At 72.0% G+C, this 13,898-nt stretch carries 13 protein-coding genes and 1 tRNA gene; 11 read left to right on the top strand and 3 right to left on the bottom strand.

Going from position 1 to position 13,898, the window contains the following annotated elements; all coding sequences use genetic code 11:
• Window positions 1-93: 93 nt before the first annotated feature.
• On the bottom strand, window positions 94-1,818 hold the full coding sequence (locus MM438_RS08205; RefSeq protein WP_241451996.1) for a TIGR03767 family metallophosphoesterase: 1,725 nt from the start codon (window positions 1,816-1,818) through the stop codon (window positions 94-96).
• Window positions 1,819-1,924: 106 nt separating this feature from the next.
• Window positions 1,925-2,632 carry a hypothetical protein gene (locus MM438_RS08200; RefSeq protein ID WP_241451995.1) on the bottom strand — a complete coding sequence of 236 codons (708 nt, stop codon included), beginning with the start codon at window positions 2,630-2,632 and terminating at the stop codon, window positions 1,925-1,927.
• A gap of 136 nt (window positions 2,633-2,768) precedes the next feature.
• Between MM438_RS08200 and ald the strand changes: the two genes are divergently transcribed.
• From ald to der, 10 genes are all read left to right on the top strand, one after another.
• Window positions 2,769-3,884: an alanine dehydrogenase gene (gene ald, locus MM438_RS08195; protein ID WP_241451994.1), complete on the top strand. Its 1,116-nt coding sequence runs from the start codon at window positions 2,769-2,771 to the stop codon at window positions 3,882-3,884.
• Window positions 3,881-4,831, top strand: coding sequence for a site-specific tyrosine recombinase XerD (gene xerD, locus MM438_RS08190; RefSeq protein ID WP_241453383.1), 951 nt, complete (start codon window positions 3,881-3,883; stop codon window positions 4,829-4,831). Before ald ends, xerD begins: the two co-directional genes overlap by 4 nt.
• Window positions 4,832-4,962: 131 nt before the next feature.
• Window positions 4,963-5,895: a ParA family protein gene (locus MM438_RS08185; RefSeq protein WP_407568126.1), complete on the top strand. Its 933-nt coding sequence runs from the start codon at window positions 4,963-4,965 to the stop codon at window positions 5,893-5,895.
• A gap of 5 nt (window positions 5,896-5,900) precedes the next feature.
• Window positions 5,901-6,908, top strand: coding sequence for a segregation and condensation protein A (locus tag MM438_RS08180; RefSeq protein ID WP_241451993.1), 1,008 nt, complete (start codon window positions 5,901-5,903; stop codon window positions 6,906-6,908).
• A complete protein-coding gene (gene scpB, locus MM438_RS08175) occupies window positions 6,905-7,537 on the top strand; it encodes an SMC-Scp complex subunit ScpB (RefSeq protein WP_241451992.1) in 633 nt (210 codons plus the stop codon). The genes MM438_RS08180 and scpB overlap by 4 nt, the downstream gene beginning before the upstream one ends.
• Window positions 7,538-7,541: 4 nt before the next feature.
• Complete coding sequence (locus MM438_RS08170) at window positions 7,542-8,513, top strand: pseudouridine synthase (RefSeq protein WP_241451991.1); 972 nt, start codon at window positions 7,542-7,544, stop codon at window positions 8,511-8,513.
• A complete protein-coding gene (locus MM438_RS08165; RefSeq protein WP_241451990.1) occupies window positions 8,510-9,613 on the top strand; it encodes a prephenate dehydrogenase in 1,104 nt (367 codons plus the stop codon). The genes MM438_RS08170 and MM438_RS08165 overlap by 4 nt, the downstream gene beginning before the upstream one ends.
• Before the next feature lie 10 nt (window positions 9,614-9,623).
• Entirely contained in the window at window positions 9,624-10,370 is a 747-nt protein-coding gene (gene cmk, locus MM438_RS08160) for a (d)CMP kinase (RefSeq protein ID WP_241451989.1), read from the top strand.
• A 449-nt stretch (window positions 10,371-10,819) separates the two neighbouring features.
• Entirely contained in the window at window positions 10,820-11,182 is a 363-nt protein-coding gene (locus tag MM438_RS08155; protein ID WP_241451988.1) for a hypothetical protein, read from the top strand.
• A 681-nt stretch (window positions 11,183-11,863) separates the two neighbouring features.
• Complete coding sequence (gene der, locus MM438_RS08150) at window positions 11,864-13,366, top strand: ribosome biogenesis GTPase Der (protein WP_407568123.1); 1,503 nt, start codon at window positions 11,864-11,866, stop codon at window positions 13,364-13,366.
• A gap of 171 nt (window positions 13,367-13,537) precedes the next feature.
• Here the strand turns inward: der and MM438_RS16305 are convergent, their stop codons facing one another.
• The gene (locus MM438_RS16305; RefSeq protein WP_277627944.1) at window positions 13,538-13,666 is read right to left on the bottom strand and encodes a hypothetical protein; all 129 of its coding nucleotides are present in this window, start codon (window positions 13,664-13,666) and stop codon (window positions 13,538-13,540) included.
• 132 nt (window positions 13,667-13,798) lie between these two features.
• On the opposite strand from MM438_RS16305, the gene MM438_RS08145 reads away from it, so the two are divergent.
• Window positions 13,799-13,872, top strand: a tRNA-Pro gene (locus MM438_RS08145).
• Window positions 13,873-13,898 lie beyond the last annotated feature (26 nt).

Here is a 13,898-nt window from a genome sequence, read left to right as displayed (position 1 = left end):
TGAGTCGACCAGGATCGGGTGCGTCACCCGCCGGATTCCGGCGGGTGACGCACCCGATCCGCGGAAGGTGGGTCGGGGAGAGGTGGGGGGCGCTCAGGCCAGGGGGTTGACGAGCAGCAGCTCGGTGTTGCGATCGGCGGGGGTCCCCAGCTGGCCGAGGTCGGCGTGCAGGTCGTTGAACGACATCTCTCGATAGACCGAGGCGAGCGCCTGCGGCGATCCGTCGGTGTAGGACGCCTGGTAGGGCGCGTCCGACTCCACCAGCGTGGTGAAGATCGACAGCGTCCCGTCGGCGTTGTCCGCCACCTCGATCAGCCGGGCGTGCTGCGGGAAGTCGATGTGGCTGGCGGTGTTGATCTCCCAGAAGGAGTGCGCCGGCGTCCGACCCCGCTGCGCGGTGATCTTGTTGGCGTGGGTGTGGCCGTTCACCCAGGCCAGGACGTTGGGATAGTGCTTGAGCATCGTCACGAGCTCGACGCCGGCGTGCCGGATGCCCGTGCCGTCGAGGGGCAGCGCGAGGTTGCCCATCGTCCCGGACGTGTGGTGGCTGAAGAGAACGAACAGCTCGTCCTGCACCTGGTGCCGGCGCTCGACGCCCGCCCAGTCGTCGTACCGCGAGCTGCCGCGGGTGAGCACACCGGCCAGCCAGCGCCACTGCACGTCGTCGATGGAGCCGTCGGTCCAGCCGGCGCGGTTGGTGGAGTCCAGGCAGATGCCGGTGATGCCGGGCGCGAGCGGGAAGGTGTAGTAGCCGCGCCCCGAGTCCACCGACTCCTGGGTGAAGCCGTGACCGACGGGGCCGGGTCCGGTGGCGTCGGCTCGCAGGTGGGCGGCCATGAACTGCCCTGGCGTGAACGGCGCCCGGCGCGCGTCCGGCGTCACCCGCCAGCTGCTCGTGGGCTGGGTGTCCGCGGCGGCGGGGGCGGCCACCCCGGGGCGGGTGACCGCCGTCTGCAGGGCGGAGGCGGCCGCGGGGTCGGGGAAGCCGTTGAGCTTGAAGGAGCCGGTGTATGCCGCCGCGAGCGGAGAGGCGCTGGGCAGGACCCCGCAGACGGAGTCGTCGTGGTTGCCGAAGACGGCATACCAGGGCATCGACAGGCCGGGGGAGGAGTGCGTGGCCATGGCTCGGTCGAGGAACCCGGGCAGCTGTGGGAACCCGGCGGCCTTGTAGCGGTCGACGACGGGCAGCTCGGGGTTGTAGTAGCGCTTGTCGCCGCTGGCCTGGACGCCCTCCCAGCGGGTGGCCGAGCCGGTGTTGGGGGTGATCTCGCCGCCGGACAGCACGCGGATGAACCAGTCCAGCTCGACGTGCTCGTGGTTGTCGGTGTTGTCGCCGGTGGAGACGGCGCACGACAGCGGCAGCCCGGTCCAGGGGGCGGCGGTGATCGCGTTGAGCCGGCGCACCAGGCTGACGCCGCCCTGCGTGCCGAGGGCCTCCTGCGGCCGGAAGGCGCTGCCGTTGACGAGCGTGAGCCACTCGAAGCGGACCGGTGACTGGGCGTCCAGCATGTGCAGGTCGGTGAGGTGGGCGAAGGCCAGGCGACCGGTGCGGCGCTCGTCCCGGCCCGGCTGCGCGGCGGCCAGCTCCTCGCGCACGACGAGCGGATAGCCGGGTCCGGCGGTCAGTCGTCGATAGCCCGTCGCACCGACCGGGGCGGCGGCCGCCTCCAGGGTGGTCCCGGCGGTCGTGACCGCCCGGGCGGTCGTCAGCGAGAGGGCCGCGGCGCGGGCGGAGGGGGTGGTCGTGAGGCCCACGAGCGCGGCGGCGGTGCTGCCGAGGACGGCGCGGCGGGAGACGGGTCGGGACTGGTCGGGCATGCGGTCACGTCCTGGGCGGCAGGGTCGGGTCCTGTCCAGTGTGGGTCTCGGGGGTTCGTGACACGGCGCCGGGGCGCACCTCGTGACCCGGCCGCGGGTGGTGCGGTTACTCGGGGGTGTGACTCGTCACGCTGCGCACGGGATGAGCCGGTGCGTGGTCCGACGACGCGCCCGACTGGCCTACCCCCGCCGCCCCCGGCGTCCCCGTGGCCCGCGGCGGACGCAGCCCGTGCTCGCGCAGCTCCAGGGTCGCGAGCCGGCGGATCACGTCCAGGTCCCGCCGTCGCCAGGCCCCGGCCGGGTCGTCGGACACCCGGGCCAGCACCGGCAGCGGCTGGGCGGCCATCGCCCGCAGCGCGAACAGGTCCAGGTCGGCGTCCGCGTCCACGAACCGCTGCGCGGCGGCCGACTGCCGGACGAAGGAGAACCGCCGGGAGAGCCACCAGGCCGCGGCGAGCACCACGGGGATGGCGGTGACCACGATCCCGAGCATCGTGGCGACCTGGTGGATCTGGTCGACCAGCGCCGTCGAGGACTGGGCGATCCCGTCCCCGGTGCCGGACGCCTTGTCGAAGGGCACGCGCAGCTTGTCGCCCACCATGGGCACGTCCCCCACCGACGCGCTGGCGTCGTGCATCGACCGACTCAGGTCCCGGGCCCGGGTGCTGATGCCGACGACCGGCTCGGCGAGGGCGCCGACCATGTCCGTGACCAGGCGACCTGCCCACCACCACAAGGCGATCCAGAGCAGGAGACCCAGGTCGCCCAGGACCTGACGGGCACAGCGGGCGGGGGCGGCGGCATACAACCTCATGGGCACAGTCTGGCCCTGCCCACCCCGCCAGGACGCCCGACCCGGCCGTGCGTAGACTCGCAGCTGCGTCCGCCGCCCGCACCCCTGGCGGCACCGGGACGGGGACGACGAGGTCCCCGCGATGACAGGAGCAGTCATGAAGGTTGGCATCCCCCGCGAGATCAAGAACAACGAGTTCCGGGTGGCCATCACCCCCGCCGGTGTCCACGAGCTCGTCACCCACGGGCACGAGGTCGTCGTCGAGAAGGACGCCGGTCTGGGCTCCTCGATCACCGACGAGGAGTACACCTCTGCGGGCGCCACGATCATCGACTCCGCGGACGACGTGTGGGGCCAGGCCGACATGGTCCTCAAGGTCAAGGAGCCGATCGAGGCGGAGTACCACCGGATGCAGGAAGGCCAGACCCTCTTCACCTACCTGCACCTCGCCGCCGACCGCCCGCTGACCGAGGAGCTCAAGAAGCGCAAGATCACGGCCGTGGCCTACGAGACCGTGCAGCTGGCCGACCGCTCGCTGCCGCTGCTCGCCCCGATGTCCGAGGTCGCGGGCCGCCTGGCCACCCAGGTCGGCGCCTACTACCTGATGAAGACCAACGGCGGCCGCGGCGTGCTCATGGGCGGCGTCCCCGGCGTCCAGGGCGCCAACGTCGTCATCCTCGGTGCCGGTGTGGCCGGCCTCAACGCCGCGCAGATCGCCGTGGGGATGCACTCCCGGGTGACCCTGCTGGACATCAACATCGCCCGGCTGCGCTACCTCGACGCGATCTACCAGGGCCACATGCAGACGATCACGTCGAACTCCTTCGAGGTCGCCAAGGCCGTCCGCGAGGCCGACCTGGTCATCGGCTCGGTCCTCATCCCCGGCGCGAAGGCCCCCAAGCTCGTGTCCAACGAGCTGGTCTCGCAGATGAAGCCGGGCTCGGTGCTCGTCGACATCGCCATCGACCAGGGCGGCTGCTTCGAGGACTCGCGGCCCACCACGCACGCCGAGCCGACCTTCCAGGTGCACAACTCGACGATGTACTGCGTGGCCAACATGCCGGGCTCGGTGTCCATGACGTCGACCTACGCGCTCACCAACGCGACCCTGCCGTATGCCGTGGCCCTCGCGGACAAGGGCTGGCGCGACGCGCTCAAGGCCGACCACGCGCTGGCCCTCGGCCTGAACACCTACGACGGCGAGGTCACCTTCCAGGGTGTCGCCGACGCGTTCGACATGTCCTGCGTGGACCTCGACGAGGTCCTGCGCTGACGCCGGAGCGCGCGACCCGCGGGTGGCTGGACCACCTCGGCGTGGAGCGGGGCCACTCCCGCAACACGCTGGCGTCCTACGCCCGCGACATGCGCCGCTACCAGGACTTCCTGGCGGGGCGCGGCATCACCGACATCGCGCAGGTGCGCGAGGAGGACGTCTCGTCCTTCCTCGCGCACCTGCGCACGTCCGGGCCCGGCGTCGACGGCGCGCCGGGACGAGCGGCGCTGTCCGTCTCGTCCGCGGCCCGCACCCTGATCGCCGTGCGCGGCCTGCACAGGTGGCTCCTGGTCGAGGGGATCACCTCCCAGGACCCGGCCCGCGAGGTGCGTCCGCCCCAGCCGGCGCGGCGCCTGCCCAAGGCGATCGGGATCGGCGAGGTCGAGCGGCTGCTGGCGGCGGCGTCGCTGGGGGACACCCCGGTCTCGCTGCGGGACCGGGCGCTGCTCGAGGTGCTCTACGCCACCGGCGCGCGGATCAGCGAGGCCGTCGGGCTGGACCTGGACGACCTGCCCGGACCGGGCATCCCGGACGACCAGGCGGCCGTCCGGCTCCTCGGCAAGGGCGGCAAGGAGCGCCTCGTGCCGCTGGGCTCCTATGCCCGAGAAGCCTTGGCGGCGTATGTCGTCCGCGGCCGACCGGCCCTCGCGCAGGCGGGCTCGGGCGGGGCTGCGGTGTTCCTCAACCAGCGCGGTCGGCGCCTGTCCCGTCAGAGCGCGTGGGCCGTCATGCAGACAGCCGCGCAGCGGGCGGGGCTGACCGAGCACGTCTCCCCGCACACCCTGCGGCACTCCTTCGCCACCCACCTGCTCGAAGGCGGGGCGGACGTGCGCGTCGTGCAGGAGCTGCTCGGGCACGCCGACGTGACGACGACGCAGATCTACACCATGGTCACCGTGCAACGGCTGCGCGAGGTCTGGGCCGAGGCCCACCCGCGCGCCCGCTGACGCGAAACCGGCACGCGCACACACCAATCCTGGCGAGGTGCTGCCCTGACTGTGCGTAGTGACGGTATGGTCACGCTTGACCGATCTGCGCGAGGCAGACCGCAGCACCAGCGTGGGAGTTGATCGACCGGATGAGTCACCCGGAGCAGACCCAGCAGCAGCCGACCGCCTTCGAGTCGCCGCGCCACGACGTGCTTCCGGGCACGACGGGCGCCTTCGAGGGCACGCTCGGGCCGACGGGTCGGCCGATGCCGGAGTTTCCGCAGCCGCAGCCGCTAACCAGCCACGGTCCGGCCCGTGTCATCGCCATGTGCAACCAGAAGGGTGGCGTCGGCAAGACCACGACGACCATCAACCTGGGGGCGGCGCTGGCCGAGCTCGGGCGCAAGGTGCTGATGGTCGACTTCGACCCGCAGGGGGCGCTGTCGGTCGGTTTCGGGATCCGCCCCAACGACCTGGACACCACGATCTACAACCTGCTCGTGGACCGCCGGATCGACATCCGCGACGTCGTCCAGCCCACCCGCACCGACAACGTCGACGTGGTCCCGGCCAACATCGACCTGTCGGCCGCCGAGGTCCAGCTGGTCGGCGAGGTCGCCCGCGAGCAGATCCTGGCGCGGGTGCTGCGCCCGGTCCTGGACGACTACGACGTGATCCTCGTGGACTGCCAGCCCTCGCTGGGTCTGCTGACGGTCAACGCCCTCACCGCCGCGCACGGCGTGATCATCCCGCTGGAGTGCGAGTTCTTCGCGATGCGCGGCGTGGCGCTGCTCGTCGAGACGATCGAGAAGATCGTCGACCGGCTCAACCCGCGCCTGCAGATCGACGGCATCCTGGCGACGATGTACGACGGTCGCACGCTCCACTCCCGCGAGGTCGTCCGCTCGGTCGTGGACCACTTCGGCGACACGGTCTTCCACACCGTCATCTCCCGCACCGTGAAGTTCCCGGACGCGACGCTGGCCGCCGAGCCGATCACCTCCTACGCCTCCGCCCACTCCGGGGCCGAGGCCTATCGCCAGCTCGCGCGGGAGCTCATCGCCCGCGGTGGTGCCGCCTGAGCGTCATGACCGCGGACGTCCCGGGCGTGCTGCCCGAGGGTTCGGTCCCGGGAGGGGTGCTCACCCGGCGAGGGGCGCCCACGCCCTTCGAGGTGCACCTCGACGTCTTCGACGGCCCCTTCGACCTGCTCCTGGGTCTGATCAGCAAGCACAAGCTGGACATCACCGAGATCGCGCTGGCCCAGGTCACCGACGAGTTCGTGGCGCACATCCGGGCGGCGCAGCGGGCGGCCGACGAGGGTGGCGCCGAGTGGGACCTGTCCCAGGCGTCGGAGTTCCTGCTGGTCGCGGCCACCCTGCTGGACCTCAAGGCCGCCCGGCTGCTGCCGAGCGCGGGCCCGGACGACGAGGAGGACCTGGCGCTGATCGAGGCCCGGGACCTGTTGTTCGCCCGGCTGCTGCAGTACCGCGCCTACAAGCAGATCGCCGGTGCCTTCGCCGAGCGGATGGACGTGCACGGGCGGGCGCGGCCGCGGCAGGCGGGCCTGGAGCCGAGGTTCGCGGCGCTGCTGCCCGAGCTGGTGATGACGGTGACGCCGGAGCAGCTGGCGATGATCGCGGCGCGGGTCCTCACCCCGAAGGCGCCCCCGCAGGTGGGGCTCGCCCACCTGCACGCGCCCCAGGTGTCGGTGCGCGAGCAGGCGGCGCTGGTGGCTGCGCGACTGCGTGCCCGCGGCACCATGAGCTTCCGCGCGCTCGTGGCGGACGCCGACTCCACGCTGGTGATCGTGGCCCGCTTCCTCGCGCTGCTCGAGCTGTTCAAGGAGCGGGTGGTGGCCTTCGACCAGGCCGAGGCGCTGGGCGATCTGACCGTGCGGTGGACGGGGGAGGAGGGCCAGGAGGTGCAGATCTCCGGCGACTTCGACGAGCCGGCGCGCCCCGACGGTCCGGTGGTCGCTGGTGACCCTGTGACCGAGCGGGAGGGTGACCCCTCCGACGAGGAGCTCGCGACCCTCGCCCGGCAGCGCAGGCGGGCGGACGACATACCCCCTGGTCAGGAGGTCGATCAGTGACTGACGCTCAGGTCGATATCGAGGCCTCGGACCCGGCGTCCCGGCCGCCGGAGGAGGACGCCGTCGACGTGCGCGCCCTGCCCGGTGGTCTGCGCGCCGCGCTGGAGGCGGTCCTCATGGTGGTCGAGGAGCCGATCGACGAGCCGACGCTCGCCGCCGCCCTGGAGGTGTCCCTCGACGAGGTGCACCTGACCCTGCGGGGACTGGCGCGCGAGTACGACGAGCAGGGGCGGGGTTTCCAGCTGCGGGCGCTGGCCGGCGGGTGGCGCTACTACTCGCGGGCCGAGCACGCCCCGGCCGTGGAGAGGTTCCTCCTGGACGGGCAGCGGGCCCGCCTGACCCAGGCCTCGCTCGAGACCCTCGCCGTCATCGCCTATCGTCAACCGGTCTCCCGGGCGCGCGTCAGCGCGGTGCGCGGGGTCAGCGTGGACGGGGTGATCCGCACGTTGATGACCCGCGGCCTGATCACCGAGATCGGCCACGACGAGACGACCGGTGCGGTGCTCTACGGCACCACGCCATACTTCTTGCAGCGGATGGGCCTCACGAGCCTGGACGAGCTGCCGGCCCTGGCGCCGTACCTGCCAGACACCGACATCCTCGACGAGATCGCAGAACAGGGGCGCTGACCACATGAGTCCGCAGCAGAACAGCAGAGGTGGCTCCGGCCGGGGCCAGGGCGGCGCGCGCCGGGGGTCGGGCTACACCGGCGCCGGGGGCGGTCGCGCGGGCGGCCCGACCGGGGGCCCGCAGCGCAAGCCGGGGGCGCGTCGCGTCGCCGGTCAGCGCCCGGTGCGCGGCCAGGGTGGGCAGGGCTCCGGCGGCGCGGGCGGCCGGGGCCGGGGTCCGGCGCAGCCGTACGTCGACGTGCACGACCCGGACGGCACCCGCCTGCAGAAGCTCCTCGCCTCGGCCGGCATCGGCAGCCGCCGCACCTGCGAGAACCTCATCGCCGAGGGGCACGTCCAGGTGGACGGCCAGGTCGTCACCGACATGGGCGTGCGCGTCGACCCGGCCACCGCCCAGGTGCACGTCGACGGCGTGCGGGTGATCTTCGACGAGACCAAGGTCTACTACGCCTTCAACAAGCCGCTCAACGTCGTCACCTCGATGAACGACGAGCTCGGCCGCGTCGACATCGGCGACTACCTCGGCGAGGGCCGCAAGACGCGGCTCTTCCACGTCGGGCGCCTCGACCAGGACACCGAGGGGCTGCTGCTGCTCACCAATGACGGCGAGCTCGCCCACCGGCTGCAGCACCCGGCCTACGGCGTGACCAAGACCTACCTCGCCCAGGTGCCCGGACCGGTGCCGCGCGACCTCGGCCGCCAGCTGCGCGAGGGCGTGGAGCTGGAGGACGGGCCGGTGCGGGTCGACTCCTTCAAGGTGATCGACTCCTCGCCGGGCAAGGCCGTGCTGGAGATCGTCATCCACGAGGGTCGCAAGCACGTGGTCCGCCGCATGCTCGAGGCCGTCGGCCACCCGGTCATCAACCTGGTGCGGGTCAAGGTCGGCGAGGTCGGCCTCGGGCACCTCAAGGCCGGCAAGATGCGCCCGCTGACCCGGCAGGAGATCTCCTCGCTCTACGAGGCCGCCCAGCTGTGAGCGGCGCCGCTGGTGCACCGCGCGCCCGGATCGTCGGCACCGGCCTGATCGGCACCTCGATCGCGCTGGCGCTGCGGGCCGCGGGCTGGCCGGTGTCGCTGGAGGATCCCTCGCCGACCGCCGCGGCGCTGGCCCGGGACCTGGGGGCGGGCACGATCGACGAGCTCGCGCCCGACGTCCTCGCACCCGACGTAGTCGTGGTCGCCGCGCCCCCGGACGTGACCGGCGCCGTCGTCGCCACCCAGCTGGCGCGCTGGCCGTCGGCGGTCGTCACCGACGTGGCCTCGGTCAAGTCGTCGGTGCTGGCGACGGTGCGGTCGCTCGGCGGCGACCTGCGGCGGTATGTCGGCAGCCACCCCATGGCCGGGCGCGAGCGCTCCGGCGCCGTCGCGGCCCGACCGGACCTGTGCGCCGGGCGCCCCTGGGTGGTCGTGCCCTCGCCCGAGTCGTCCGCCGAGGCGGTGGCGCTCGTGGTCTCCCTCGCGCGGGCGGCCCGCGGCGAGGTCGTCACCCTCGGGCCGCAGGAGCACGACGCGGCCGTCGCCGCCGTCTCCCACCTGCCCCAGCTCATGGCCACGCTCACCGCCGCCCGCCTGCGCCACGAGCCCGACGACGCGGTCGCCCTGTGCGGCCAGGGGGTGCGCGACGTCACCCGGATCGCGGCGAGCGACCCCGGCCTGTGGACCCAGATCCTCGCCGGCAACGCGGCGGGCGTCGCGGCGCTGCTGCGGGCGGTGCGGACCGACCTGGACGACGCGGTGGGCGCGCTGGAGGCGCTGGCCGCGGGCGGCGACGCCCCCGGCGCGCGGGCGGTGCTGGCCCGGCTGCTCGACGACGGCAACCACGGTCGCGCCCGCGTGCCCGGCAAGCACGGTGGCGCTCCGACGCCATACACCGTCGTCACCGTGGTGGTGCCGGACGAGCCCGGGGCGCTGGGCAGGTTGTTCGCGGCGATGGGGGAGGCGGGCATCAACCTGGAAGACCTGCACCTCGAGCACGCCGTCGGACACCCCGTCGCCCTCGCCGAGGTGTCGGTGCTCCCGGGGGTGGCGGATCGGTTGCGCACCCACCTCGGAGCCGGTGGCTGGACCATCCACTAGGGTCTGCCCCATGACCGAGCCCAACCTGCTGCCGACCTCGCCCGAGGACCAGATGAACGGCCCCGACCTGGTGGCCGTCGCGATCGACGGCCCCTCGGGCTCAGGCAAGTCCACGGTCTCCCGGATGGCCGCCCAGCGGCTCGGTCACGGCTATCTCGACACGGGCGCGATGTATCGCGCGGCCACCTGGTGGTGCCTGCACGAGGGCATCGACCTGGCCGACCAGGCCCGCGTCGCCGAGGCCGTGCGCGCCCTCCCGCTGGAGATGGGCACCGACCCCGTCGCCCCCACCGTGCACGTCGACGGCACCGACGTCGCCGAGGCGATCCGCACCACCGAGATCGCCTCGGTCGTCTCCCAGGTCGCCACCAACCTCGACGTCCGCGCCGAGCTGCGCCGCCGCCAGCGGGAGATCATCGGCCGCGTCGGTCGCCGGCGCGGCGGGATCATCGCCGAGGGCCGTGACATCACCACCGTGGTCGCCCCCGACGCCGACGTGCGCATCCTGCTCGTGGCGTCGCAGGAGGCGCGGCTGCGCCGGCGCGCCACCGAGCTGCACGGTCAGGCGTCGGCCGAGTCCGTCGCCGCCACCCGCGACCAGATCGTGCGCCGCGACCGGGACGACTCCACGGTGTCGAGCTTCATGACCGCGGCGCCCGGCGTGATCACCATCGACACCTCCGACCTGACCCTGCAGGGGTCCGTGGAGGCCGTGCTCGACGAGATCGCCTCGGCCATGGGCCGCATCCGCGACTGAGGTCGGGTGGGCGAGGTCGCGCGGCCTCGTCAGGACGTGCCCGCCTGCCGGCCGTCACCTCACCTCGCCGAGGCAGGCCTCGCGCGGCTCGTGCGGCTCGTGGGGCAGCGTCCGGATCAGAAGCCTCCTTCATCTGGGGGTCTGCCCTGTGGTGATGAGGATCCAGACGGTAGTGGTGATGGTGCTCAGGCGGTGTGGGAAGCCGCGGTAGCGGCGGAGGGATCCCCGATGACGAGTAGCCGCCACAGGACGGCCGGCACGCTGATGGCGAGCTGGGGTCCCCCGCATCATGGACCCAAGCGATTGCGGGACGTCAGGGTGGAAGGCCAGGTCAAGAGCGCCGGTTGCCATGCCCACCGCATCTGATCCAGGGCAAGTCGATAGCCATTGAAGAGAGTTGTGACAATGAGTAGCAGAAGAGTCGCAGCAGGACTACTCGTGATGGCAGTGTGCTCGCTGGCGGGATGCGCCTCAGAGCCAAAAAAGAGAATTTCCTTACCCCTAATTCAGCAACCCCGCAAGTGGTTGCTGATACTTTCATAAAAGCCGTCTTGGCCGGTGACTGCGAAACTGTTGATGCGCTCTTTCCGAAGCGGGGAACGGATGGTTATACACAATGCTCAGACAAGGAGAAGTACAAGCAATACACGATAGGACACGTCTCCGCGGGTGTTCCGAAGTCCTATGCCAAAAATCCCAAGAACGAGTTGCGAAAGGTCTACATCACGCGCAATGGTCAGATCTGGGGATTTTTCCTCGAGCGATCTTCTAAAAATGATCCTTGGCGCATTACTGACGAGGGGGTTATTTGATGCGAGGCGCCCGTTGAGGTTTTCTCACGAGACTTAGTTGTTTGGCGATTCTGCGGGGGTGTGCCCTGCGGTGACGGTGTGTCGGACAGGTAGCAGAGGAGCCCGGTGGGCAAGGTCGGTTTCATCGCCGTCTCCTCGCCCGAACGGAGCCCCGCGTGCTGTCCTGACGTGGCGCCCTGCACCTCCCTCCTGCCATCGGGCGTAGCGTGTCGGCCAACCTGGTGCAGCCCACGACGAGTAGTGCTGGGCTGCGCCTGGGGCCCGGTCGGCAGGAGGGGACACCGGCTCCCTGATCCCGACGGGGGAGCCGGTTACCGCCATCGCCTCGCCATGGCGTCTTCGTCGTGGTCGGGATCACGCTGGGTCCTGGCGTCGGGGATCCTTCGTCCCGACGCCAGGACCGGCGCCGGTCCTGGCTGCGTCGTGGCATGGTCCAGAGGAGTCGGCGGTCGGCCGGTGGCGCGTGCGTCGCGAACAGGCTTCGGGGGCGCTGCCCAGGGAAACGACGTGTCGAGGCCAGCGGAGTCCTTGGGCATGGCGAACGGGCCGAGCGGAGTCATGAGGCCGATGCGGAGGCACGGCTCGGAGCGGGCAGGAGGGTAGCGCGGCTCGATGGGGGACAATGGGTGGTGGTGTGCCCGCTCCGCGGCATACCGGATGGCGTAGCGAAGGACCTCTCAGGTGAGCGATCACGACAACCAGCCCCTCGACCAGGTGGCGGCCGACGCGCCGCTGGACCTCGACGAGGGCGTGGAGCAGGCGCTGCGCGCCGGGCTCGAGGACTTCGAGCTGACCGACGAGGACCTCGCCCTCATCGACGCCGAGCCCGACAGCCAGTCCGACGAGGAGGGATCCGCCCCGCTGCCGGTCCTCGCCGTGGTGGGCCGGCCCAACGTCGGCAAGTCCACCCTCGTCAACCGCATCATCGGTCGCCGCGAGGCCGTCGTCGAGGACGTGCCCGGCGTGACCCGCGACCGCGTGGCGTATGCCGCGGAGTGGACGGGCCGCAAGTTCACGCTCGTCGACACCGGCGGCTGGGAGGTCGACGCGACCGGCATCCACCTGCGCGTCGCCGAGCAGGCCGAGGTGGCCGTCGAGCTAGCCGACGCGGTGCTCTTCGTCGTCGACGCGACCGTCGGCGCCACCGACACCGACGAGGCCGTCGTCAAGATGCTCCGCCGCTCCGGCAAGCCGGTCATCCTCGTCGCCAACAAGGTCGACGACCAGCGCGGCGAGGCCGACGCGGCGATGCTGTGGGGTCTCGGGCTCGGCCAGCCCTGGCCGGTGTCGGCGCTGCACGGCCGTGGCTCCGGCGACGTCCTCGACGAGGTGCTGCGGGTGCTGCCCGCGGTGTCCAAGGTGGGCGGCGCCTACGAGCGGGGCGGGCCGCGCCGGGTGGCGCTGCTCGGACGGCCCAACGTCGGCAAGTCCTCCCTGCTCAACCGGCTCGCGGGGGAGGAGCGCGTCGTCGTCGACAACGTCGCCGGCACCACCCGCGACCCCGTCGACGAGCTGATCCGCCTCGGGGACACCACCTGGCGCTTCGTCGACACCGCCGGCATCCGGCGGCGCGTCCACCAGACCCGCGGCGCCGACTTCTACGCCTCGCTGCGCACCCAGTCCGCCCTGGAGAAGGCCGAGGTCGCGATCGTCCTGATCGACGCGGGCGAGCCCATCAGCGAGCAGGACATCCGCGTCATCCAGCAGGTCGTCGACGCCGGCCGCGCCCTGATCGTCGCCTACAACAAGTGGGACCTCGTCGACGAGGAGCGCCGCTACTACCTCGAGCGCGAGATCGAGCGGGAGCTCGTGCAGATCCAGTGGGCGCCGCGCGTCAACGTCTCCGCCACCACCGGGCGCAACACCGGCAAGCTCGTGCCCTACCTCGAGACCGCCCTGGAGTCCTGGGACACCCGCATCCCGACGGGCAAGCTCAACTCCTTCTTCGGCGAGATCGTCGCGGCGCACCCGCACCCCGTCCGCGGCGGCAAGCAGCCCCGCATCCTGTTCGCCACGCAGGCGGCGACGCGCCCGCCGCGGTTCGTGATCTTCGCCAGCGGCTTCATCGAGGCGGGCTACCGGCGCTTCCTGGAGCGGCGGCTGCGCGAGGAGTTCGGCTTCGAGGGCACGCCGATCGAGATCTCGGTGCGAGTCCGCGAGAAGCGGCGCCGCCAGTCCCGCTGAGTCGGCGCTCCGGCAGCAGCCGGAGGCGACGGTATGCCGGACCGGGCCGCCCGGACCGGCATACCGTCGCGTCGGCAGCCGGGCAGCCACGACCACGGCAGATCCACATGCACGACGGCGCGGGGCCGCACCGGGGTGCGGCCCCGCGCCGGGTCTGCGGGGCGGAGGCGGTCAGTCGCCGGTCGGGGCCTCACGCCGGGGAGGCCGGGCGATGACGCCCCTCAGCTCTCCATGGGTCTGCTGGTGCTTGCGCAGCATGGTGCGGGCGTCGGTCCAGGCCTTCGTGCGACGAGTGTCCATCGGGTCCTCTCGTAGGGGTTCGTACCTGGTGCAACGTCCTTGAGGCCAGGGATGTTCCGGGGTCGACCACGCGGATTGGAAGATCGCGTCGTGAGTGCGCTAAGGTGACGTGTCGCTCACCGCGGTGGGCAACGGGCTGTAGCGCAGCTTGGTAGCGCACTTGACTGGGGGTCAAGGGGTCGCAGGTTCAAATCCTGTCAGCCCGACCGCACGAAGGGCCGGATCTGTCATC

Source organism: Arsenicicoccus dermatophilus (genome assembly GCF_022568795.1).
Classification (GTDB): Bacteria; Actinomycetota; Actinomycetes; order Actinomycetales; family Dermatophilaceae; genus Arsenicicoccus; species Arsenicicoccus dermatophilus.
Note: the sequence above shows the minus strand (reverse complement) of the source record. Positions and strands in the feature narration are given on the sequence as shown.

What these genes read in the sequence shown, in the direction of transcription:
- MM438_RS08205 (WP_241451996.1), bottom strand. Translation starts at nt 1,818, where the DNA reads ATGCCCGACCAGTCCCGACCCGTCTCCCGCCGCGCCGTCCTCGGCAGC.
- MM438_RS08200 (WP_241451995.1), bottom strand. Translation starts at nt 2,632, where the DNA reads ATGAGGTTGTATGCCGCCGCCCCCGCCCGCTGTGCCCGTCAGGTCCTG.
- ald (WP_241451994.1), top strand. Translation starts at nt 2,769, where the DNA reads ATGAAGGTTGGCATCCCCCGCGAGATCAAGAACAACGAGTTCCGGGTG.
- MM438_RS08185 (WP_407568126.1), top strand. Translation starts at nt 4,963, where the DNA reads ATGAGTCACCCGGAGCAGACCCAGCAGCAGCCGACCGCCTTCGAGTCG.
- MM438_RS08180 (WP_241451993.1), top strand. Translation starts at nt 5,901, where the DNA reads ATGACCGCGGACGTCCCGGGCGTGCTGCCCGAGGGTTCGGTCCCGGGA.
- MM438_RS08170 (WP_241451991.1), top strand. Translation starts at nt 7,542, where the DNA reads ATGAGTCCGCAGCAGAACAGCAGAGGTGGCTCCGGCCGGGGCCAGGGC.
- cmk (WP_241451989.1), top strand. Translation starts at nt 9,624, where the DNA reads ATGACCGAGCCCAACCTGCTGCCGACCTCGCCCGAGGACCAGATGAAC.
- MM438_RS16305 (WP_277627944.1), bottom strand. Translation starts at nt 13,666, where the DNA reads ATGGACACTCGTCGCACGAAGGCCTGGACCGACGCCCGCACCATGCTG.